This is a genomic window from Alteromonas sp. M12, assembly GCF_037478005.1.
In the GTDB taxonomy this organism is placed as follows: Bacteria; Pseudomonadota; Gammaproteobacteria; order Enterobacterales; family Alteromonadaceae; genus Aliiglaciecola; species Aliiglaciecola lipolytica_A.
Genome location: NZ_CP144164.1, coordinates 535,459 through 555,787, shown reverse-complemented (window position 1 = coordinate 555,787; position 20,329 = coordinate 535,459). Strand labels below are relative to the sequence as shown.

Annotated in this window: 23 protein-coding genes; 7 read left to right on the top strand and 16 right to left on the bottom strand. The window is 39.8% G+C overall.

Annotation, left to right across the window (positions count from 1 at the left end; genetic code table 11):
• Positions 1-6: 6 nt before the first annotated feature.
• The 4 genes from rpsF to VUI23_RS02330 all read right to left on the bottom strand — a co-directional run bounded on the left by rpsF (position 7) and on the right by VUI23_RS02330 (position 2,409).
• The gene (rpsF, locus tag VUI23_RS02345; RefSeq protein ID WP_216047990.1) at positions 7-429 is read right to left on the bottom strand and encodes a 30S ribosomal protein S6; all 423 of its coding nucleotides are present in this window, start codon (positions 427-429) and stop codon (positions 7-9) included.
• 197 nt (positions 430-626) lie between these two features.
• Complete coding sequence (locus VUI23_RS02340; protein WP_342806670.1) at positions 627-1,151, bottom strand: hypothetical protein; 525 nt, start codon at positions 1,149-1,151, stop codon at positions 627-629.
• Positions 1,152-1,177: 26 nt separating this feature from the next.
• Positions 1,178-1,921 (bottom strand): hypothetical protein, encoded by a 744-nt coding sequence (locus VUI23_RS02335; protein WP_303502025.1) that lies wholly within the window; start codon positions 1,919-1,921, stop codon positions 1,178-1,180.
• Complete coding sequence (locus tag VUI23_RS02330) at positions 1,918-2,409, bottom strand: RNA polymerase sigma factor (RefSeq protein ID WP_216047987.1); 492 nt, start codon at positions 2,407-2,409, stop codon at positions 1,918-1,920. Before VUI23_RS02330 ends, VUI23_RS02335 begins: the two co-directional genes overlap by 4 nt.
• Positions 2,410-2,539: 130 nt before the next feature.
• Between VUI23_RS02330 and VUI23_RS02325 the strand changes: the two genes are divergently transcribed.
• Positions 2,540-3,901, top strand: coding sequence for a S8 family serine peptidase (locus VUI23_RS02325; RefSeq protein ID WP_342806668.1), 1,362 nt, complete (start codon positions 2,540-2,542; stop codon positions 3,899-3,901).
• A gap of 14 nt (positions 3,902-3,915) precedes the next feature.
• Here VUI23_RS02325 and VUI23_RS02320 read toward each other — a convergent pair whose 3' ends face one another.
• From VUI23_RS02320 to VUI23_RS02305, 4 genes are all read right to left on the bottom strand, one after another.
• Positions 3,916-4,845, bottom strand: a complete 930-nt coding sequence (locus tag VUI23_RS02320) for a hypothetical protein (RefSeq protein WP_342806666.1) — start codon at positions 4,843-4,845, stop codon at positions 3,916-3,918.
• A gap of 69 nt (positions 4,846-4,914) precedes the next feature.
• Positions 4,915-5,742, bottom strand: a complete 828-nt coding sequence (locus tag VUI23_RS02315) for a hypothetical protein (RefSeq protein ID WP_342806664.1) — start codon at positions 5,740-5,742, stop codon at positions 4,915-4,917.
• A gap of 105 nt (positions 5,743-5,847) precedes the next feature.
• A complete protein-coding gene (locus VUI23_RS02310) occupies positions 5,848-6,732 on the bottom strand; it encodes a DMT family transporter (RefSeq protein WP_216047983.1) in 885 nt (294 codons plus the stop codon).
• A gap of 28 nt (positions 6,733-6,760) precedes the next feature.
• On the bottom strand, positions 6,761-9,622 hold the full coding sequence (locus tag VUI23_RS02305) for a hypothetical protein (RefSeq protein ID WP_342806662.1): 2,862 nt from the start codon (positions 9,620-9,622) through the stop codon (positions 6,761-6,763).
• A 570-nt stretch (positions 9,623-10,192) separates the two neighbouring features.
• Here VUI23_RS02305 and VUI23_RS02300 point away from each other — a divergent pair.
• The 4 genes from VUI23_RS02300 to VUI23_RS02285 are packed head-to-tail and all read left to right on the top strand — an operon-like array spanning position 10,193 to position 12,490.
• Positions 10,193-10,828 (top strand): energy transducer TonB, encoded by a 636-nt coding sequence (locus tag VUI23_RS02300; RefSeq protein ID WP_216047981.1) that lies wholly within the window; start codon positions 10,193-10,195, stop codon positions 10,826-10,828.
• 28 nt (positions 10,829-10,856) lie between these two features.
• Complete coding sequence (locus tag VUI23_RS02295; RefSeq protein ID WP_342806660.1) at positions 10,857-11,417, top strand: sigma-70 family RNA polymerase sigma factor; 561 nt, start codon at positions 10,857-10,859, stop codon at positions 11,415-11,417.
• Positions 11,410-12,024 carry a hypothetical protein gene (locus VUI23_RS02290; protein ID WP_342806658.1) on the top strand — a complete coding sequence of 205 codons (615 nt, stop codon included), beginning with the start codon at positions 11,410-11,412 and terminating at the stop codon, positions 12,022-12,024. Before VUI23_RS02295 ends, VUI23_RS02290 begins: the two co-directional genes overlap by 8 nt.
• A gap of 4 nt (positions 12,025-12,028) precedes the next feature.
• Entirely contained in the window at positions 12,029-12,490 is a 462-nt protein-coding gene (locus VUI23_RS02285) for a hypothetical protein (protein ID WP_342806656.1), read from the top strand.
• 63 nt (positions 12,491-12,553) lie between these two features.
• Here the strand turns inward: VUI23_RS02285 and VUI23_RS02280 are convergent, their stop codons facing one another.
• Positions 12,554-13,444 (bottom strand): LysR family transcriptional regulator, encoded by an 891-nt coding sequence (locus VUI23_RS02280; protein ID WP_216047978.1) that lies wholly within the window; start codon positions 13,442-13,444, stop codon positions 12,554-12,556.
• Between the two features lie 137 nt (positions 13,445-13,581).
• Here VUI23_RS02280 and VUI23_RS02275 point away from each other — a divergent pair, with 137 nt between their 5' ends.
• A complete protein-coding gene (locus tag VUI23_RS02275; RefSeq protein WP_252729049.1) occupies positions 13,582-13,938 on the top strand; it encodes a DoxX family protein in 357 nt (118 codons plus the stop codon).
• A gap of 345 nt (positions 13,939-14,283) precedes the next feature.
• Here VUI23_RS02275 and ppk2 read toward each other — a convergent pair whose 3' ends face one another.
• Positions 14,284-15,057, bottom strand: a complete 774-nt coding sequence (ppk2, locus tag VUI23_RS02270) for a polyphosphate kinase 2 (protein ID WP_303502040.1) — start codon at positions 15,055-15,057, stop codon at positions 14,284-14,286.
• Positions 15,058-15,394: 337 nt separating this feature from the next.
• Here ppk2 and VUI23_RS02265 point away from each other — a divergent pair, with 337 nt between their 5' ends.
• The gene (locus VUI23_RS02265; protein WP_216047976.1) at positions 15,395-16,288 is read left to right on the top strand and encodes a hypothetical protein; all 894 of its coding nucleotides are present in this window, start codon (positions 15,395-15,397) and stop codon (positions 16,286-16,288) included.
• 432 nt (positions 16,289-16,720) lie between these two features.
• On the opposite strand, the gene VUI23_RS02260 is transcribed toward VUI23_RS02265, so the two are convergent.
• The 6 genes from VUI23_RS02260 to VUI23_RS02235 all read right to left on the bottom strand — a co-directional run bounded on the left by VUI23_RS02260 (position 16,721) and on the right by VUI23_RS02235 (position 20,261).
• On the bottom strand, positions 16,721-17,137 hold the full coding sequence (locus VUI23_RS02260; protein WP_342806654.1) for a GFA family protein: 417 nt from the start codon (positions 17,135-17,137) through the stop codon (positions 16,721-16,723).
• 131 nt (positions 17,138-17,268) lie between these two features.
• Positions 17,269-17,928 carry an NAD(P)H-dependent oxidoreductase gene (locus VUI23_RS02255; RefSeq protein WP_342806652.1) on the bottom strand — a complete coding sequence of 220 codons (660 nt, stop codon included), beginning with the start codon at positions 17,926-17,928 and terminating at the stop codon, positions 17,269-17,271.
• A gap of 62 nt (positions 17,929-17,990) precedes the next feature.
• Entirely contained in the window at positions 17,991-18,431 is a 441-nt protein-coding gene (locus VUI23_RS02250; protein WP_342806650.1) for an OsmC family protein, read from the bottom strand.
• A gap of 80 nt (positions 18,432-18,511) precedes the next feature.
• The gene (locus tag VUI23_RS02245) at positions 18,512-19,096 is read right to left on the bottom strand and encodes a class I SAM-dependent methyltransferase (protein ID WP_342806648.1); all 585 of its coding nucleotides are present in this window, start codon (positions 19,094-19,096) and stop codon (positions 18,512-18,514) included.
• Between the two features lie 106 nt (positions 19,097-19,202).
• Positions 19,203-19,490: a hypothetical protein gene (locus VUI23_RS02240; RefSeq protein WP_252729047.1), complete on the bottom strand. Its 288-nt coding sequence runs from the start codon at positions 19,488-19,490 to the stop codon at positions 19,203-19,205.
• 93 nt (positions 19,491-19,583) lie between these two features.
• Complete coding sequence (locus VUI23_RS02235; protein ID WP_216047971.1) at positions 19,584-20,261, bottom strand: SOS response-associated peptidase; 678 nt, start codon at positions 20,259-20,261, stop codon at positions 19,584-19,586.
• Between the last annotated feature and the right edge of the window lie 68 nt (positions 20,262-20,329).

Genomic DNA, 20,329 nt, shown 5'->3' with positions numbered 1-20,329 from the left:
GTCTCCTTATGCTTGATCTTCAGTGCTAGCAGGCTCTACAGCTGCAGCAGGTGCTTCTTCTTGCTTTTCAGAACGCTCTGGACGACGGTCATCACGACGATCATCACGACGTTCTTCTTTCGCCATTGGAGACTGTTCAGTTTCAGCTCCTTTGGTACGCATAACAAGGTTACGAAGAACAATATCATTAAAACGGAAAGCAGTTTCTAGCTCTTCAATTGCTTCTGCAGTAGCTTCAGCATTGATTAGTACGTAGTGTGCTTTATGTAATTTTTCGATTGGATATGCCAATTGACGGCGGCCCCAATCTTCTAAACGGTGGATAGTTCCGCCGTCGTTTGTGATTATTCCGGTATAACGTTCAATCATACCAGGAACTTGTTCACTTTGGTCAGGGTGGACCATAAACACGATTTCGTAATGACGCATTGTTGCTCCTTACGGTTGTAGCCTCTTACAGCTCAGCCAAACTGTATTGAGACAAGGAACTAAAGGTGATAGCTGATTTAAGGGCGCGAATTGTATACAAAGCCAACACTTAAGGCAACATATATTTCATTGGAAGATAAAGGGGGCTTAAACCCCCAAAAACTCTTACCTATAGCTATTATCAATTGCCGCTCAGTTTAATCATTTTTAGATTTTTCTATTAAATTATCGATTACATCTTGTGCACCATAAGCCTCTTCGCTCAATTTCGTTCCTTTTCCCATCCGAATATCTAAAATGCTATGGATTTCTTTGCGCTCATTCCCTGCCCTAGTATTCATGCTCATGCCTAACTCGGTAGACGGTCGCTCATAAGAGTTACAAGTTATCAATCCGCATTCACGCTCTATTTGACGTTGATGACTCAGGCCCAATGATGATGCAGGTTGGAGCTTCTGCGACTCTACAAAGGTTTCTTTGTTGGTGATAACAAACCAATCAAACCCCTGCTGTTGAGTTAATTGAGCTGATCTAAGCAATGCAAAATCTGAGGCATCTGCAACACTTTTTGAGAAACTTTTGAATTGTACTCGGTAACGGTCATCAGTAATTTTTTGCTCGCTATATCCAACTGAACCATTTTGTGCAGCACGATAATCAGGTTTCGAAGCACAGCCTGACACGAATAGTACGATTGATAAAAACAGCATGATAGATTTCATATTTCACCTCTTACTTTTTAATGTATTTATTGATTACTTTGCCATTGATTAACAATGGCTTGTTGTTCCTGCGCTCTGTCCAGCGGAGCACCGCTAATAATTTGGTCTATTACAGCATCAAGTTGTTGTTGATTTGATGCTGTTTGATAGCTGCCACTGCTTGGCGAACCTTGTTCTGAATGTTTAGCTTTTATATGCCAACCATTGGTTTGTTTGCAGGCGATGTTGGTACTGCTAATTTCAGCTTCAGACAATTGGTATTGACGGCACAATTCGCCATTTTGAGTAGCAAAACTAAGCTGCGGTTTAACTGCTAATCCATTTGTCGTCAAGGTTGTCTGTCCACTCATAGTGGAATCTAATATACTGGCAATATCAGCAGAAACACTTGATTCAAAAGTCGGCTGGTTGATGGTTAAAACGCCAACAGCTAAAATTAAAGCTACTCCTGCTGCTAATGAATAAGGTAGTTTTATGCTCGGTTTACGCTTTTTTTGAGCTGATATCTGTACCACATTGTTTTTTATTGCGTCGTTGGTCTTATCATTTCCTGCATCAATTTTCCGGGCAAGTTCAACCAATATTGAAGGCTCTGGGGTTTGATCCATTTGCTGTGCATTTTCAACAACCCACTGATCAACTTGTGATATCTCTGCCAAGCGCATTACTAATTCATCATCGTTTTCAAGGGCTTGACGAATTTGCTCCATTTCTTCTGCCGGCAACTCCGCATCTAAAAATGCGCTCAACATCTCATCAGTAATGTTCATGCTTTTTCTCCATGTGACAGTGGATTCACCATATTCAGCAAAGTCATTCTAGCCCTGGATAAGCGACTCATAACAGTACCTACTGGAACTTCCATGGTGGCAGCAACATCCTTATATGACATGCCTTGCAATGCCACTAACGACAAGATTGAACGCTGGTCACTTGGTAGTGAATCCATAGCTTGGTTCACTTGGGTTAACAGTGCCTGCGCTTCATGCTGAGGCTCTTGTTCTTTTGATACTTGCTCTTGTAACTCTGGAGAGTGCGTCGCATTTAGTCGTACCTTGCGTGAACGATATTCATCGATCCATACATTGCGGCACACTTTGAACGCCCATTTGAGGATCTCGACATCCTCTGGCACGCCTTTTTTTAGAATTTTTTCGAAAGTAGCTTGAACTAAATCATCTGCATCAGCTGGGCTACCAGTCAACGAAAACGCAAATCGCCTTAGCATAGGTATGATTTTTTCGAAGGTGTCAGTCATGGTTTTTACTCTTTTCTCTGTATCTTTATTGAGTTAACGAATGAACTAAAATTTTATTCCAAATAAAATGAAATTTATTTTTAGCTGAAACGTTTACTAATCAAGTTTAGTATTAACACAAGAGGTAAACATGACGCGAATCAAAATAACGATATTCAGTTTGTTGGCATTTAGTCAGGTGTCTTCGGCACAATTAATTAATACCCAAGGCATTACTAAGCAAGTTGAAAATATTGAAAAAACAGTCGACCGATTAGAGCAAAAAATAATCGTTGAAGAAGTAAAAGAGCCCTTTGCGCTCAGTGAGATGCCAGCGTTAGAAAACTTAATAACAGAACCCTTAACAACATTACCGAAAACTTTAGCGATAGGCGCTGACCTTAGCAACCCAGCTTTTGTAGAAGTCAAATTGGATGATGGATGGAGAGCGGTCCAAAACCAATGGATGATATTAGCAGATGAACAAACCAAACAGACTTTAACTGGTTTAGGCGCTGTGATTAATTCGGATTCAACATATTCAGGATTAGGATTGTCTATTTTGCGATTTACAATTCCGTCCCATTTAGACTCAAAATCCGCATTAGCTAAACATTTAACCCAAGAAGCATTTGCAACCTTAGATAGAAATCATATTTATACGGCGCAATCCCAGACACCGCAAACCGCTTTTGATACGGCACACAAGCCAATAAACCAATCATTGTGTACTACGACTGCACGAATCGGCATGATCGACAGCGCAGTCGCTCGAACGCACCCTGCGTTTGCAAAAGCGAAGATCACTGCGAAGTCTTTTTTAACCAAGAACTTAAATTCTCCCGCACTGCACGGCACAGCTGTCGCAGGGGTGTTGATAGGAGAATTCAACACGCTGATTCCATTATTACCGCAAGCACATTTATACTCTGCAGAAGTGTTTTATCGGCAATCCGACTACTCCCAGGGTGCAACATTAAGCGCCATGATTGATGCATTAAACTGGTTAGTAGAGGAAAAGGTTACAGTAATCAACATGAGTTTGGCTGGCCCAGATAACCGAATTTTAAATCGAATGATTACAGCCGCTATCCAGCAAGGAACGATTATCGTTGCTGCTGCCGGAAATGAAGGACCTGCTGCCCAAGCAGTTTATCCAGCAGGATATGATGAAGTCATAGCAGTGAGTGCGTTCGACAATAATTTAAAACCATATCGCTGGTCGAATCGAGGCGATTATATAGATTATTCCGCGTTGGGTGTAAACGTGATTACTGCTCAGGCGATGGGGGGGTTAAGCAAAGAATCGGGCACATCTATGGCTGCGCCAGTGGTGTCAGCAGCGATTGCATGTTTGCTGGAAAACTCGAAAAATATGAAACAGAGTTATCGCGACGCTGTTTTAGCGTCCCTATCAGACCAAGCGATTGACTTAGGTCCAAAAGGGAGAGATCCAATATATGGTATTGGCGCTATTCAAGGTATCGGAAGTAAAAGGCAAGTAAACGAATAACGGTTAAAACACCTTTAGAAGGTATAGTTTAAGCCTAAACTAGCGATATTTTGCTGATAGGTTAGGCTCTCAACTTTAGATTTATAATCTCCACGCTGAACTTCAGTCACAACAGACAAGTTATCGAATATATTTAGCACCCAATCAGCCTGTATCACCTGTCTGTTTTCGTCTCTTTGAATATTGTAACTAGCTTGCAAGTCTGACACCTCAACTGACTCATAATCTTTATATTGGTATCGCCATCCTATTCCCACCTTAGAGGCCAGGCCAAACATATCGAACTTATGAGTTAGTTTAGTATTTAACCCCGCCGCCCAATAATTAAACTGATTATCGTGCGCATTTTCTATTTCACCGCTAAGTCCGATCATGAGCATAGTATTGGCATTATTCAAAAAGTGAAATAGGTCGGCGGATGCTCCAAAACCATTGGCATCTCTTTCATATAATTGAGTAAATGACTTATTTTTAAATTTTAGGCTAGTACGCAAGAAAGTCTCAGGTTGAATAAATGTTCCTAAATAAACGCTCATTTGTTGGAAATCTAAAAAAGTGCCTGTTTCGAGACGCGCTTTGGCGCCATCAAAACGCAGCCCAAACTCACGTTGAGTAAACTTGTAGCTGCCATCAAGGCTAAACTGATGTAGCTCCAAATCATATTGTGAATATTGGTTATAGCGTTGCTGACTGTAAGCGTAACGACTTGTTACTTGCGCTTTGTCATTTATCTTCCATTTACCTTGTAGCATTGCATTTAGTTCTTGCCCACTGTCACTTTGAGTAGATACATCATCCAACTCGTCTACACTTAGGGCTGAATTGTAGATTGCGCTAGCATCAGCTTTACCACTAAACGTAAAGGCAGATTGCGTATCCGCCCAAGTAAAAAAACTGGTTGCACACGCGAATATACAGGTAATATTGCCAATTCGTAATTTCATTTTTGACCACCAATAATACTTAAATCACGCCAACGAGTAGTTGACGTAATCTTGCAGGTTTAAAGAAGGTTAAATACCTAGGTCTAAGTCATTAGTAATGGTATTAGCCACCTCTATTGCAGATGCTGTGGCTACTTCATTATTGATTTGGTCAGTCACCAAAGTACTAATTTGGTTGTTTACGTTTTGTGAAATGGAACTTTGAGCATTGCTAGTGATTGTTTCTGCAATCGTTGTGTTGACAGATTGCCCTATCACTTGAGACGCTTGGGAGGCAACATCAAGCATTGCGACTTGTGATAAATTAGCCCCAATGTTGTTGGTTAACTCAGAAGCACTGTTAAGTGATGGTGCTTTATCTATAGTTGATAACGAATTCAATTCAGATACTAGCGACGGAGTTGACTGCAACGCCAAATCATCGCTCGTTGTCTCTTGAATTTGATCATTTCCGTCTACAGAATCAGGGCTTTCTAGGTTAGTCACGCTCAAAACCGTTAGTTTTGACACTGCCGCTAAAGAATTATTTACAGTCACCGCACTAGAATTCCCCACATTGGTGCTGAACTCATCGACGGTATTTGTTAAAACACCATTCAGATTTGCAGTTTGAGTGGCAGCCATTTCCGAACTATCTTGTGTAGTAGACTCGGCTTGCTCTTGTTCAGGCGTCGTATCGGCATTTGCCTGAACATCAGCATTAGATTGAGCAGAAGAGTCAGAATTGGCAGAGATATCCGTTGAAGCATCTTGACTATTTGCTTGCTGAGAAATTTGTGTTTGATTGGATAACTGAATGTCTTGGCTTATTTGTAGATCGGCTGCCATAGCGGCACTACTTGCCTGTGCTATTCCAGCAATTACCATTAAGTTTACAATTTTGTTTAGCTTAGTCATCTTCGTTTCCTCATGTTTATATTAATGACACTTGGATAACGAATGAAAAACGAATTTATTCCCCAATAAAAAAATTTGTTTTAACTAAGCCACAAAATAGTCAGATTAAATGTGCTCTAAACCTACTAAGACACCAACACCGATTAACGCTATCAATGACCAGATAGTAGTTTTACCACTGACTTTTTCCCCCAGTATTTTAGCCACCACCAAGGATAAAATGACGCTCATGGCAAATAAAGTTTGTACCACCGCGGCTTTGGTATAGGTAAAGGCAACCATTTGTAAATATAACGCGGCAAAGGTACCAATCACGGTTGCACCACTAAAAAATAGCCAAGTACGTTTAAGGTTGTCAGTGGTGGGTAACCATTTTTGTTTGGTTACTAGCATTAAAATGACAATAATAGCTAAACCACCAAGCAAACGAATTTGGCTGGCATTAAATGCGTCAATGCCAGTTGAGGTAAGAATATCTCGACTGACTACCGCACCAACCGCTTGGCACAAAGCGGCAAGACCGGCGTAGACATAGCCACTTAATTCAAACTTATCAAAACTTGATCGTTTTTGAATCTTAATGATCATGTCCACTGAAAATAAAACTAAGGCGATTCCGCACCATTGTTGCCAAGTTAACCACTCGGCGATCCAAGCCATAGCAAGTAACGCGGTAAAAATAGGAGCGAGAGTTTCTGCAACCAAAATAGATTGGCTATCACCGATTTTGTTTAACGCTTGGAAAAAGAATGTATCTCCCAATCCTATGCCGATCACTCCACTGAACAATAGCCATAACATGGTATTGGTTGATACTGAAACTTGAGGAAGAAAAAACTGGGTGATAACTAGCAGGATGCCAATTGCTGCCAAGCCTTTCCATAAATTGAGCGCCAAAGGCGAAAAGTTTTTGCCTAAAATTCGAAACATTCGTGCTGCGACAGCCCAGCACAACGCAGTGCTTAGAGCAGCAATTTCACCTACCATCATATTTTTTGGGTACTTCTAATTGAATTATTTATTGTGACGTGAATTCTCGAATCTGCTTACGCAAAGTATCGCGCAGTTCCTCAAGATCTTTATTTAACCACATTTCTTGCGGCACTTGTTGCCACAATCTTTGTAATTTTTCTAAATGATCTTGGAAACTATAATATTCCAGTGCGGCAATCAACATTTGTGGTTTTAAAATTTCATCTGATTGCATCACTTCGAAATCGACTTGTTCACCGACCAAAGTCGCTAAACGTACCTTCCATTTAATCGCATCCTCTTGATTGGCGTTAATAATTACCGAACTAGCAGATTCAAGCCCTTTCTGATTAGCATTCCCATGATGGAACCTGGCGAGCCAATATTGACGCTCGAAAAACGCATCTTGCCACTGACTCATTAAGCCTGCAGCAGTATCACCAACTTTCCCAAAGCTGGCGCTAAATAACTTTCTAGCATGTTCAGAATTTCCCGACAGCATTGCCATCTGCGCTAAACTGGCATCACTAAAGGCATCTAAATATCGCCATTGAATATCCGCATTCTGAGCACGCATCCCACGAGCACAGGCAACCTTCAATTCACTCAATGCAGAATCTGCCTGTTTATATTGACCAACGAGAATGTGTTCATTCGCTAATTTCCACAATGAATATGCTGCAGCCATTTGGTTTGCTGGGGAGTCTTCTTTTTTAATAATTAACGATCTTAGTCTTTGTTCTCCCTTGTTCATTTCTAGCGATTCAGCAATTTTCAATTCTGAATAATACTTATTTGCCAACCAAGTATATGCGCTGGCGGCTTCCAATAAGTCGCTAATATTGGCAGCAGATCTGCCTTTTTCGGTAAACTTAACCGCCTCAAAAAAGCTCTGTGTCGCGCTTTCTAACTGCCCTCGTTGGGCTGCAATTTTGGCTAAATTGGAATATGCTCTAGAAAGTTCGATCTTGGCTATTGGGCTATCAGGTTGTAATTCAACTAAATCATGGGCATTGGTCTGGTAAAATAGGAAGTACTGTTCAGCCTTTTGGATATCTCCCGCGCGCAGATGAGTCATAGCAATCCAATAATTTGCATGAGCTAATTCCAACACATAAGTAAAGCCATTTGGATGGATCTCGACAAGCTCAGTATCCAATTCTAGCGTTTTGTTAAAAGCGTCAAGAGCACCCGCAAACTGTCGATTTTCCAAGTAAACTTTACCTAATTGGAAAAACGTTTGACTGCGACTCAATTTGGCAGCAGTAGAATCATCTGAAGGTGATACAGTACTTAGATATTCCAGTGAACGCTCTGAACTTTCTTGGATTAAATCCAACCGTCCAATCGCCTCTAATTTGGTGCTTTCATCAATCAGAAATTCAATTAATTCGTGGCTTTCAATCAGTTTCGATTCCGCTATTTTCTGATTTACTTTTGCATCATAGGCATTTTTAATCATAAATCCAAACAGCATTAACAGCAGCACTGCAAAGCCAAAACCTACTCGATACTTAAGGCTCGCACGCTTAACTGACGCATGAATCATTGCTCGTAACGTCGAACTTATGGAGCCACTTTGCTTAAGAATGAGTTTTCCTTCATCCAAAGCTTTACCGGGTGCGAGTAAATATGCTGAAGGTCGCGTGGCACTTTTCCACTCAGCAGCTTGTGCTTCTAGCTTGTTTTTTAATTCGAGCGTTTTTTGATGATGGTCTAAAGCTTCACTAAGTCTAGGCCAATTAGCAAATAGACAATCATGTACCAAGCAAATGTAATTGTTGCCATCAATTCCCTGCACAGACTTCATAATGCCTATCGCCTCAAACGCATCAATTAACTCTTTGGCATTGTGGCTTTTATATAAATCGTCAGCTTTAACCCAAACTCTCTCATAATGGCCTTTATAATTTAATTCAGCCAGGCGACTAACGGTGCGGTTAAAATGCTTTTTACAAGAGCGATCCAAACTTTCGTAAGTTTGTTCGGTAATTTTAGCAATCGCCCGTTCTAGCCCCCCCAAATTACGATAGGTTGAGTAATTAATCAGTCCATTTTGCGAACGATTTTGATGTAAGTGAAATAAAACGAATTGCAGCAAAGGTAAGCTGTCAGGAAACTCAAACGCCCGTTGGGCTATGTATGCATCAAGGCTAACCAACTCTCCATTTGCCTGTTCAAATCTTAGATGCTTAGCAGTCCCTGGGAATACCATTTTTTTAAGTTGGTTTAATGTCGGAGGCAACACATCTAGCTGTCCACCATTTTGCTTTAAACGCAGCAATGCTGGATAGTCAGATAAGGTATGATAAAAATCACTGCGCAATGTAGCCACAACGAGTATGCCACAGTGGATGACCAAACCAGCCAAAATATCGGTGAAATAACGTCGCTCAGTGTAACCCAAGGAGTCGGTTAAAAATAAACGCTCAAGCTGCACAATACCAATTGCCAGTTTCTTATCAGCAGGCCAAGACTCCATTTTCTGCTTCATCAGCTGCAAAAATTTGTCAGGTTGCTGTTTGCACATTTTAACTAAAGAATTGAGTTCTTGATTGGCGACAAAATCTTGCTCAGAAATGTCTGACAAAGCTAAAATTAGAGAGCGAAAAGGATCAATACTTAAGTTACAAGGCGTGATAATAGTTGAACGAAAGCTTATATTTTGTTCCCCAAACTGCAATTCATCTAATTTAGGGAAGATACCGGCCTGTAAAAGGCTTGATTTACCAGCGCCACTTTTACCTAACAACAACAAAAATGGTTGGGATGACAGCGCTTTGTGTTGGAGCTTTGACAACGCCTGTTGAACTACATCTTCTCTTCCTTGAAAATTATCAGTATGACTAATCTCAAACGCATTTAATCCAACAAAAGGATTATCATTGTTACGGTTTTCTGATTCCAAAATCGACATCCTAATCTAGCAGTATTTTTGTAGCTTGATGCTGGCGTGCATGCTTAGCTAAAATTCACTTTACGGCAGTGCCCAAAGTTCCCTAATTCCGTCAAAGGTTAACATTACCTATTAGGCTATTCGCCTAATTTAGACAAAAACAATGTCTTGTATGTTAAAAACCCAAGTTAGCATTTATTGTTTATTTTATCATCATTAAATTAACACACTAACAGGCTGAATTTTGGATGATAAGTCACTCATTTAACCTTGCTTAACTCAACTCAAAAAAATTGACTGCGCTGATATGTTGGGCTGAGCTACACTATCATTTTGTAGGCTATTATTTGAATAAACAACAAAAACTTCACTCCACACTTTATCGTCATCTCGAAAATAAACGCGAATGTTTATTGAGTGCAGATCTAAAACAATAAAACTTCGCCCTAACTCGCCCAAGTTACATTTTTCCTAAAAACGCTATTCATAAAAAATATTTTTTAATATTTCCTGCATCCCCTTAACCCTATTTCTAATTTTGATTCGTTTAGTTATTAAATCCATCAAATAGCAGGAACACAAATGCAAAATATTATGCTACATCCCTATCATCACTCTGGTTTTAAAATATCTGGTTTTATTGGTTCTGCAGCCATCATTACTTTCGGCTTATTTGTGATAATGCAAAAACTAACAGCACAAAATGCAGATTACATAACACCGCCGACAGCTGGGGTATTTGTCGATCCTGTATTTAACACCCAAGACAGTAAATCAATAGAAAGAACAAAAATTAAACCCATTGAACCTCCTAAGTTAATGCCGCAAACAATACAACCAAAGGAGGTGTTTGAGCCTAATGATAGCAACTTAACCGCCAACTTTACGGTTGAGGTCCCTACTCAAGAAATCGCCGCAGAAAATCAATTTTTAACGATTCAAGATGCGGAAACTACGCCTATGGTGCGTATTTCACCGAAATATCCTGCCGATGCAGCCAGAGACGGGATTCAAGGTTGGGTGAAACTGCAATTTAGTATTGATGCCAGTGGATCTGTGCAAAACATACAAATCATCGATGCTAACCCCAAACGGACATTTGATCGTGAAGCGCGAAAAGCGTTAAAAAAATGGAAATACAGACCCCAAATAAAAGATGGTAAACCCATCGAGCAGACAGGATTAGAAGTTGTGTTAGACTTTAAATTAGAAAGCTAACTATTTTCACTGCCATAAAGGAAGTTGAGTGAGTATAACTTTAGCGATTAAATCTTTGTTCTCAATTAGTCATTCTAACGAATGGCTAATTGTCCGGTTTGCACAAAGTAGCGATAAAAAACTATTTGAACAACTTTACGATAACTGTGCGAATGACCTTTACCATTTTTTAGTTACCCAATCTGATATGCATTTAGCCAAAGATATCAGTCAAAGAACTTGGTTAAAAGTGTTTGAAAGGCCACATTTATACAAAGAATCGGGGCGATTCAATGCTTGGCTATTTACAGTTGCCAGAAATTTATTGATTGATGAATTTAGGCGCAGCACACGATGTGAACCATTAACCGGCGCTCCTCTGGATCAGCTAAAAACGTCCTTTGAATTTGCTGATCCCATTGAAACTATTTTTGACAAGGTCTTAATGTCTTTACCATTTGAGCAACGAGAAGGATTCTGCTTACAACAAGAAGGATTCGGTCTACAAGAAATTGCCGATATTACCGGTTGTGGTGTAGAGACAGTAAAAAGTCGGATTAGATACGCGAAGAATTCACTTCGTGAACAATTAGAGAAATACCATGACTAAGTCCCATGAACACGATCAAGGGTCGTCAAAACAAACAGAACATTTTGAAACTCGGATATCTGAGCTATATCAACAACGTAAAACCAAGGTTCAAACGACGGGCAGCATGAAGCGTCAGTTGATGCAAAGCACCGAATCAAAATCCAAGCTATATACTTGGTTCCACAACTTTCAGCGCGCGACTTTTGCAACAGGCACAATCTTATTGTTAGGTCTAGTCGCATGGCAATCTTATGAATTACGCCAATCACCAGAGACTTTGCGCTATACGTCAGTAGAAATACACAATATTGATGACCAACAATCCCAAGATTACAGTCAAATTAGCCAACGTTACCAAAAACATTATCAAGATTACTTACAGCAAAAGGCGCTACTGGCAAGTCACCATCAAAAGTCGGCAATTCTAAGCCAATTCGAAAATGGCTGGGAATTAAGAACCTGTAATAACGAGCTAGTTAAAATATCCAAGCAACTGATTGAAACTTTGCAGCAAATGAACCTTATAAATGGCAATTTCAAAAGCGGTGACAGTGTGGAAATAGCATTTAACGTTTCTGGCTTAATTGTGGGTATTCACGCCAACAAAACCTTACTGAAGTGCTAGCTCAATGTCATCACCTCAAATCATCATCTCAGGGGTTGTGGTTCAAGGACACCAAGTAGCCTCAGGCAAAGGTGCAGGCTCGCCCTATCCTGCTGGCACAATTGAAATGCAGAGACCCTTTTTCAAACACTTGGGATTAGATATTAGTGAGTGTTTTGATGGAACCTTGAATGTGCAACTTCCGGTTTGTGCATTTCGTATTCTAAAACCCACTTTTTGTTTCGAAAACCTTCATTGGGCAAAAGGATTCAATCAAGAAACCTTCTCTTTGGTCAAATGCCAAATTAAGTTTCAAGTTCAGCAATTTGATGCTTGGGTCTACTATCCTCACCCCGAGACCAAAACCCAGCACTTTCAACAGCAAAATATAATCGAAATATTAGCGCCACCTATCGTTAATATTCATTATGGCGATAACGTGACCTTGATGTTTAATTCAGACACAATTGAGTTTGATGAAAGTTGAACTATGTGTTGGCGATACTTACCAGCATTGTGTAAGTGTTAATTTAGAAATAAGCAACTAAGACTAATTGAATCGGTAATGTTTAAATTGCTCCCAAACGGCTTGAGCAACAGGCCCTAACAACTCTGATTTGTTTTTCATAATATGGTATCTCGCTAGCATTTCGTTTTTAACATCAGTTAATTTAAGTAAAGCCAATGTTCCATTTTGAATACCTTGCGCTGCTAAGTAATCGGGTATTTTCCCCCACCCCATAGCACTTTCTATCAACATTTTTTTAGTTTGATAATCATTCACATACCACCTTCTTTGACCGTCTTGCACGCCCCATTCAGTATCTTTGAATCCACTCCCTGAATCCTGCACAACAATCTGATATTCATGTAAAAGTTCGCGGCGACTTTGTAAATTAGGATGCCGTTTAATTAATCGAGGTGATGCTACATTGACCAGTGCACCATTCGTTAAGAAGTGCTCTTCAATTTCTGAATCTTTATGTAAAACCTCTTGATACGGGGTTATGCACAGTATTGCTTTTTTGTTTTTTATCGCTTCAAACGCCCCCGTTAAATATTCTTGTTTGATAATGATTTGCGTGTTGGGGAACTGGTTTTGTACGTTTTCTAATAATGGCAGAATCAGTTTTAAATTAAATGATGCCTCAATTGCTAGGGTAATGCTGGTTTCATTTCCCAGCACCATGTATTTAGCAGTTTGTTGCAACGCATTTGCTTCATCCAAAAGACTGGTTGCTTTTTGATATAAAACATTCCCTACTTCAGTTAATTCTAAGCGATAACCCGAACGATTAAACAAACTTAAATTGAAAGAACTTTCAAGTTGTCGAATGCTTTGACTAATTGCTGGTTGGGTTTTATTTAAGTGCGCACTAGCCAGACTTAAAGATCCCAGCCGAGCGACAGTAACGAACATAGTTAGTTGATCAAGTTTCATATTCACACTCTAAAACATAAAGTATTAGTTTATAACTTCATTAAAAACATTCAATATTTATTAAGTAGCTATTCGATTATTCTTAATTCATTAACTAAGCAGTTGTTTAGATAACCTCAAAAAATAGGAATTGAATTATGAAAAAAGTTACAAAATTTACGATGCTGGTATCAGTTGGTTTAGCTTCTTTTGCCTTTGCAGCGGCTGGATTGGCTAAATTGGCTGGAGTTGAACAATTGCACTTATCCTTCGCAGCAATGGGGTTACCTATCTGGTTCGGTTATTTTATTGGTGCAAGTGAATTAGTAGGGGCTATTGGGATCTGGTTTAAAAAGCTAAGTGTTTACGCTGCAAGTGGTTTGCTAGTTATTATGCTTGGGGCAATTTATTTTCACGTGGTTTATGATGCGGTTGCCAATGCTATTCCCGCAATTGTTTTATCATTATTATTGGTCACTATCATAATTAATCGCAAACAAGAGCTTTCTGAATAGAACGGCTAGAGCATGAAAGACTTTACTATTGCGTCTGACGTTCATGTTTTTCACAGAGGCGGTCTAATCCCGCTTCTTCATGATATCGATCTGCAGCGCTTAATCGAGTTTGTATAGCAAGTTTCTCACTTTGAAAAGAACCGTCATATTAGTGCACACAGGTAGCCAAAATCGCCTATATTTGCTCAACATCCAATCCTAAAATGATTTTCGGTATGCAATTTTTTCTCTTGAATTTAACGATCTCAACACCCAGTTTCCTTAGCCAACGCTTGAAGCCAAACAATCAAAGATCTATCAAAAATTAAAAATATTGACTGCAATTTTTCACCATTGCATTTCTGACTAGCTGCTAATTTTACCATTGTGCAAGTTTTGCGGTTCAAACTGAAAGACCACATTTCCGTCAACTTTACTGTTTTCGTTGAGGTTATTTTTGTAATCGATAATTGACAACAAATGACGAATCACATTTATTCTGGCTTGTTTTTTATCATCAGCACTCACCACATACCAAGGTGTAGTGTCACTATGGCTGCGATTAAGCATTTCATTACGCGCTTCGCTATACTCGTCCCATTTGGCAACCGCAACTTCGTCAATGGGGCTGATTTTCCATTGTTTTAGCGGATTTGTATGTCTGTCGTCTAATCTGGCAATTTGCTCTTGTTTAGATATATCCAAATAATATTTAACAATGTGAATCCCCGACTCTATCAACATGCGTTCAAACTGAATAACTGTCTGCATAAAATGTTGATACTCAGCTTCGCTACAGAACCCCATTACCCGCTCAACCCCAGCTCGGTTGTACCAACTTCGATTCATCAAAACCATTTCTTGAGCACAAGGAAGATGACTCACGTAGCGCTGAAAGTACCATGAATTTACTTCGCGATCTGACGGTTTTCCCAGGGCAACTACTCGAGTGTCTCGTGGGCTCAAATGCTCTGTAATTCGTTTAATAATTCCGTCTTTTCCAGCAGAGTCTCTACCTTCAAAAATAACCAAAAGCCGCAAATTATTGTTGATAATATGATTCTGAAGTTTGACTAATTGAATCTGAAGATCACGCAGAATACTTTTATATTCTTTATGTTTCATCGATGAGGAACTCATTATAATTTTCACCTTTTTATAATTGCTAGGTTATATATAGCCGACTATTTTCAAATTGAGACCATTAGATTTGTTTGGTTTTAAAATAAAGGGGATAAACATGCAATACGATAACCCTGTTAACCACAAGTCACAACTGACTGAAAATATCTCGGTTAACTATACCTTTTTAAATCTCAATGAGCATAGAATCTCCTTGCCAAAATACCTAGCGAATTTGACTTAGTACTATTCCTCGATGTTATAGTTTAATCATAGGTTAACAAACATAATTAGCCTAGATGTAAATGGCTTTTAACTGTTAGTAATAATGGAATAGAAAAAATAGGGATATAAAATGAAGTATCAAAGTCTACAAAAGTGCTTTTTTCTAATTGCGCTAGTAGTGCTGGGCGGATGCGCGTCTAAGCCGTATGCAGTTATCGATGGCACCCGAAGCCAAGCATCTGATTTGGACAACTATGACGTTACCATTGTCTCAATTGATGGAAAAATGGAAGTCGGCACACAGGTTAAAAACGTCAAACCTGGATTTCACTATATCAACTTAGCCACTACTAAAAATGTCAGGAGCAAAGTAACAGAGCTGCGTATGTTACCTTTGGATGCGAAGGAATGTATGAGATATGTGGTTACCGCGCAACACAGTAATAGTATAGCCGACGAATGGGAAGTAAAAGTGCTCAGGGAAGAACCAATATTATCTTGCACACCAAGTGAAAAAACCGAAAAAGTAGACGCACTTCCTACCTATTTAGCCCCTAAACTAGCAACTGTATGTATCGATAAAAACTCGCTAAACCAGACTATCAGCCCCGTTGATTTATACCCTTCAATTAAACAGTGCATTATCGATGGTGAAGACGAGCTCGCAATTTACAATTATGTACTAGCCAGTGCTTACGGAATTTATGATTCTAAGAGAGTTGTTGATGCAACTGCACATCAGGCGATTAATATTATTCAGAAACACTCAATCTGGTCACTCACAGCCCTTGAACAAGATAAGTTTCAACAAAAACTTACGGCGTTTATTGAATCCCCAGAGTCAATGCAGGCAGCTTGCGACTTCATACAAAACCTTGGAAAACCCCAGTACATTCCAGATTATATGATAGAGCATGGTGTTAAAAAACTCACTGAAGAAAACCCAGATGGACTGGCTAATAATTTTTCAGAAGAGTCAAATTGGTCATCAATATTAGCGACTCAACTCAAATGTAAAATATAAAATATAAAATAGAGCCAATTCTGGACACAAATATCTTGTTGACTGTCAATCACTGGATGCACCATAAGGCACGATGGCAGTGTATGAAGGGAATCCAAGGTTAAAAAGTCAATGCCAGCAACCTAAACGCTGTTTCCCGTGCCTAATGATGTGTCAGTAAAATCTAGCAAAAAACTGCCATTTTAACCTGCGCAGCCAATGTGATTACTTGCTAGGTCGCAGGTTAAATCCCAGTCAACAAAAGCAGTGGAAGTATATTGTGTGTCTCACCTAGGCACGGCGAACAGTACGGCATTGTTTTGAGGCAAAACGTCATTCGCGTTTTCATAATCGAAAACACCATAGTCGTTAATGTGTCTTCAAATATGAAACGAAAACTAAAAAACCGCTTTTTGCATATTTTCTGTGCAAACTCGCTTTTAATCGATATTTTTATGGATTTTTCGCAAAATAATCCATTATTTCAGCTCTGCTGAGTTCTTTAGTCTGATTAGAAAAACAATAATAATTCGGACGTTGATCACTGAAATACTGCATATCCATTTCTAACCCATCGAGTTGGTGAAAGATGCCAATTGGCATATTGTAATCACCAGTTTGACTGAATTTAAAAAACAAATGGGTACCACATTCAGCGCAAAAGCCACGGGAAGCCCAGGTTGATGATTGATACATTTTTACCTTATCAAGCCCTTCTATAGTGACATTTTTACCACACTGCACCGCAAAAAAAGGTCCTCCGCCCCAGCCTCTGCATGAATCACAATGACATACTGTAAACTTCGGATTAATTTCATTTGCGGTAATTGTCACCGCTTTACAAAGACAACTTGCTGTTGAGCTTAACATGCTGGCATATCCTTATTGTTTATTTGGAATAACCTGAATTATCACCAAAAAGCCCTTTGAACATTGATTGTGCAGAGTTTAGATGCTGTATCAGTATCTAACAAGCAATTCCTAAAAGCTTAATAAACAGACTAAGGTGCATTGCGCTGGGAAGGGTTTGTTTTAAAGTCCTTCACCATATTGTGAGGGTCAATTTGAGCTCGATGCAGATTGGCCGCTTCTGCCCACCAAATTAATTGATTGAAGGTGCGAGCAAAGTAATTAAACCATGATTCTTGGTCTTCGCCGATTTGTGGCGAACCATCCTCAGAGAATACGTCTTGCGCTTTGGGCACATGAATCATAGCCGAAACAGGCAGGCAACCTAATTCAGCAAGAAAAGTGCGCATTCCCACTGCTGCGCGCATACCTCCCCATTGCCCGGCAGAATAGGTGACTATTGCACTGGGTTTATAGGAAAATATAGAGCTACCAAAGTGGTTTAGCAGGTTGGCCAATGCCGGACTCATAGAATGATTATATTCAGGGCTTATCATGATGTAACCATCACTTGATTGAATTTTGTCGGCTAACTGATTGAGCTCAGTAGGCGCTTGGCTTCTAGAATAAGCAAAGTGCGGCTTGAAAACAGGCTGCAACGGGTAATCCAGTGCATCCACCAGCTCAAATGTATGCGCCGCGTAGCGATGGTTTAAACATGCTATGCAGGCTTTACATACTCGCTCGCCAAGACGCGCAGGTTTAGGGGGAGTACTATTACGCACAGTCCCCAAAAAAACCAAAAACTTCATACCTTAAACTCCAATAAAAAAGACGCAAAGTGAATTAACTCTGCGCCTTTTTTGCTTCTCTACTATTCGTCGCCGTATATGATTTCACACTCAATACTGGTACTACAGGAAATCGAATTACGAATGAGGCATTTTTCATCTGATTTAATCAGTAATCTTTCTGCATTATCTTTGTTTTCGGTGCTTGGAATAACCAGTCTGACTTTTGATTTGACTTTAGTGAACTGAATTTTGCCATCAAGCTTGTCTAACTCACCCTCTGATGAACATTCAATCGAATGCCACTCTAACTTCGCTACTCTAGCTATCGCACGAAATGATAAAACAAAACAGTTTGCAATTGAGGCCATAAAAAGATCTTCTGGGGACCATTTATCACCTGCTCCACCAAACTGTGAAGGTGGGGCTACGTCAATATCTGGCAAGTTTTCGCATTTCGCAGTTAAACTGCCAGATACATTGCCTTGAGCAATTACAGTATATTGATGGGGTAAATCTTTCATTCACATAATCTCCAAATTTTATCAAATCATGACCTGTGGCAGACGCAAACAGCGCTAACAACAGTTGTTAAATGTGTGCCTTATTTAGTTGCGACTGCCTGTATCACAGCCCCTTTACCAGTGTGGTATATCCCCTCGATAACGTCTCGTTCTATTTCTTGTAATTGGCTGAAATTCAGCCTTCCGAGATCCGATAGCAACGACTCTTTAGTGGTCATTGAATCAATCGATTTTCCGCCTCCGGTCGCATGCTTTAACTGTTCGGGAGTATAAGCTTCTAGCAAAAACACACCACCAGCTTTGAGCCCATTAACCGCGTTTTTGTATACATGGCTGCGTAATTCGGTAGGCAATGGACAGAATATAGAAATAATGCCATCCCATATATCTTCACCAATATAGAACTCGGCTAGATCAGCATGAATTAGCTCTATTTCAACCCCCTTTTCTTTTGCCAACATTTCAGCCTTTTTCAAGCCTACTTCAGAGCCATCTACTGCCGTAACTGAATACCCTTTTTGAGCAAGAAATACCGCGTTACGGCCCTCTCCTTCAGCCAAACTCAAAACCCGACCTTGTGGAATAGCTTGATAATTTTCTGCTAAAAAAGTATTCGGCTCTTTGCCATAAGCATAGTCTTTGTCAGCGTATCTTTCATCCCACATTTAACACCTCTTTGATTCATATCAAACCAATAACAATAGTATCTCTAACATAATGCCGACGAGGCAGTTTTCTTAACGATGTTAGACGCCTTTTAGTTTCGAACGTTCATTGTTCTTGATGATCTACGTTCATATCATCAGGAGGATCGCCGGATTCTTCACCGCGTTTAATTTGCTCGCGTTTTTGTTTATCTAGGCTTTCAGTTGCCGAAGGGGGAATTGGAAACAGCGAAATAAGAGGAAATATGGCTAAAAAAACAAAGGCGCCTTTAGAGTTTCTTTTTGCCCACTTAATAAGTTTGCTCAAAACAATGAAAAGCATAGGAAATATGAGCATCGCTGTTAGCCCAATAAGTTCCTTTCGATAGTTTCCTGCTTCACTGAGTATGTCCATTTACCAATCATTACAATGTATTCCAGATAAACTATAGATGGGTAGTAAAGAGTTAAAAATAAAGGGGGAAACGATAATTAACTCACCCCTTTTTTAAAAGCCAAAACCCTGTTGAATTTGACTTTCCGGCTCTGTTTCTTGAATAAGCTCAGGGCCTTGGTTGGCGACTTTATTGACTTGACTAGACACCGGATAATACTTGTAATCGTCTGCGTAAGGTAACCATGCTATCTCTTCGCTTTGACAAAGGTTTTGGTCAGCGTCAAACCATTGTTTAGCTAATTGTCTATCGAACATCAAAGGCATGGCGTGATGCAGAGGTTGTAACTCACCTTCTGAGGGACGGGTAATGATAGTAAATGAACCAGGGGCATCTTTTCTCGGTGACTCATATAAACCACCAAATAAAATCGGGTTACCGTCTTTACGACAGACAAAATAAGCTTGTTTATGCCCATTTTCTTGTCGCCATTCATAATAACCTAACGCTGGAACAATACAGCGTTGTCCGGTTTCCCACGCATGTCGAAATGAGGGCTTTTCACTTAGAGTTTTGAGCCGTGCATTGAAAGTGGAAAATTCAGTATTCGCAGTTTTCACCCAACTAGGTAACAACCCCCAGCGAAAGACCTCGCATCCATCTGGCGTCACAATAGGAGCCATTTGAGTGGGGGCTATATTAAAGCCCAATTCAGCCTGCGCTGGCCAGTCTGATAAAATATCTGCCCAACCGTGCATTGCCCCCACATGATTTGCGAATCTGCCACACATTAACTTTACTCTAGTGCTTAGTTGATCTTAACGAAAATTTAGTATGGCAAAAGGTAATCACAATTAAC

Bases quoted from the DNA above. Each gene is read 5' to 3' on its own strand.
- rpsF (WP_216047990.1), bottom strand. From the start codon at position 429: ATGCGTCATTACGAAATCGTGTTTATGGTCCACCCTGACCAAAGTGAA.
- VUI23_RS02340 (WP_342806670.1), bottom strand. From the start codon at position 1,151: ATGAAATCTATCATGCTGTTTTTATCAATCGTACTATTCGTGTCAGGC.
- VUI23_RS02335 (WP_303502025.1), bottom strand. From the start codon at position 1,921: ATGAACATTACTGATGAGATGTTGAGCGCATTTTTAGATGCGGAGTTG.
- VUI23_RS02330 (WP_216047987.1), bottom strand. From the start codon at position 2,409: ATGACTGACACCTTCGAAAAAATCATACCTATGCTAAGGCGATTTGCG.
- VUI23_RS02325 (WP_342806668.1), top strand. From the start codon at position 2,540: ATGACGCGAATCAAAATAACGATATTCAGTTTGTTGGCATTTAGTCAG.
- VUI23_RS02320 (WP_342806666.1), bottom strand. From the start codon at position 4,845: ATGAAATTACGAATTGGCAATATTACCTGTATATTCGCGTGTGCAACC.
- VUI23_RS02315 (WP_342806664.1), bottom strand. From the start codon at position 5,742: ATGACTAAGCTAAACAAAATTGTAAACTTAATGGTAATTGCTGGAATA.
- VUI23_RS02310 (WP_216047983.1), bottom strand. From the start codon at position 6,732: ATGATGGTAGGTGAAATTGCTGCTCTAAGCACTGCGTTGTGCTGGGCT.
- VUI23_RS02300 (WP_216047981.1), top strand. From the start codon at position 10,193: ATGCAAAATATTATGCTACATCCCTATCATCACTCTGGTTTTAAAATA.
- VUI23_RS02290 (WP_342806658.1), top strand. From the start codon at position 11,410: ATGACTAAGTCCCATGAACACGATCAAGGGTCGTCAAAACAAACAGAA.
- VUI23_RS02285 (WP_342806656.1), top strand. From the start codon at position 12,029: ATGTCATCACCTCAAATCATCATCTCAGGGGTTGTGGTTCAAGGACAC.
- VUI23_RS02280 (WP_216047978.1), bottom strand. From the start codon at position 13,444: ATGAAACTTGATCAACTAACTATGTTCGTTACTGTCGCTCGGCTGGGA.
- VUI23_RS02275 (WP_252729049.1), top strand. From the start codon at position 13,582: ATGAAAAAAGTTACAAAATTTACGATGCTGGTATCAGTTGGTTTAGCT.
- ppk2 (WP_303502040.1), bottom strand. From the start codon at position 15,057: ATGAGTTCCTCATCGATGAAACATAAAGAATATAAAAGTATTCTGCGT.
- VUI23_RS02265 (WP_216047976.1), top strand. From the start codon at position 15,395: ATGAAGTATCAAAGTCTACAAAAGTGCTTTTTTCTAATTGCGCTAGTA.
- VUI23_RS02260 (WP_342806654.1), bottom strand. From the start codon at position 17,137: ATGTTAAGCTCAACAGCAAGTTGTCTTTGTAAAGCGGTGACAATTACC.
- VUI23_RS02255 (WP_342806652.1), bottom strand. From the start codon at position 17,928: ATGAAGTTTTTGGTTTTTTTGGGGACTGTGCGTAATAGTACTCCCCCT.
- VUI23_RS02250 (WP_342806650.1), bottom strand. From the start codon at position 18,431: ATGAAAGATTTACCCCATCAATATACTGTAATTGCTCAAGGCAATGTA.
- VUI23_RS02245 (WP_342806648.1), bottom strand. From the start codon at position 19,096: ATGTGGGATGAAAGATACGCTGACAAAGACTATGCTTATGGCAAAGAG.
- VUI23_RS02240 (WP_252729047.1), bottom strand. From the start codon at position 19,490: ATGGACATACTCAGTGAAGCAGGAAACTATCGAAAGGAACTTATTGGG.
- VUI23_RS02235 (WP_216047971.1), bottom strand. From the start codon at position 20,261: ATGTGTGGCAGATTCGCAAATCATGTGGGGGCAATGCACGGTTGGGCA.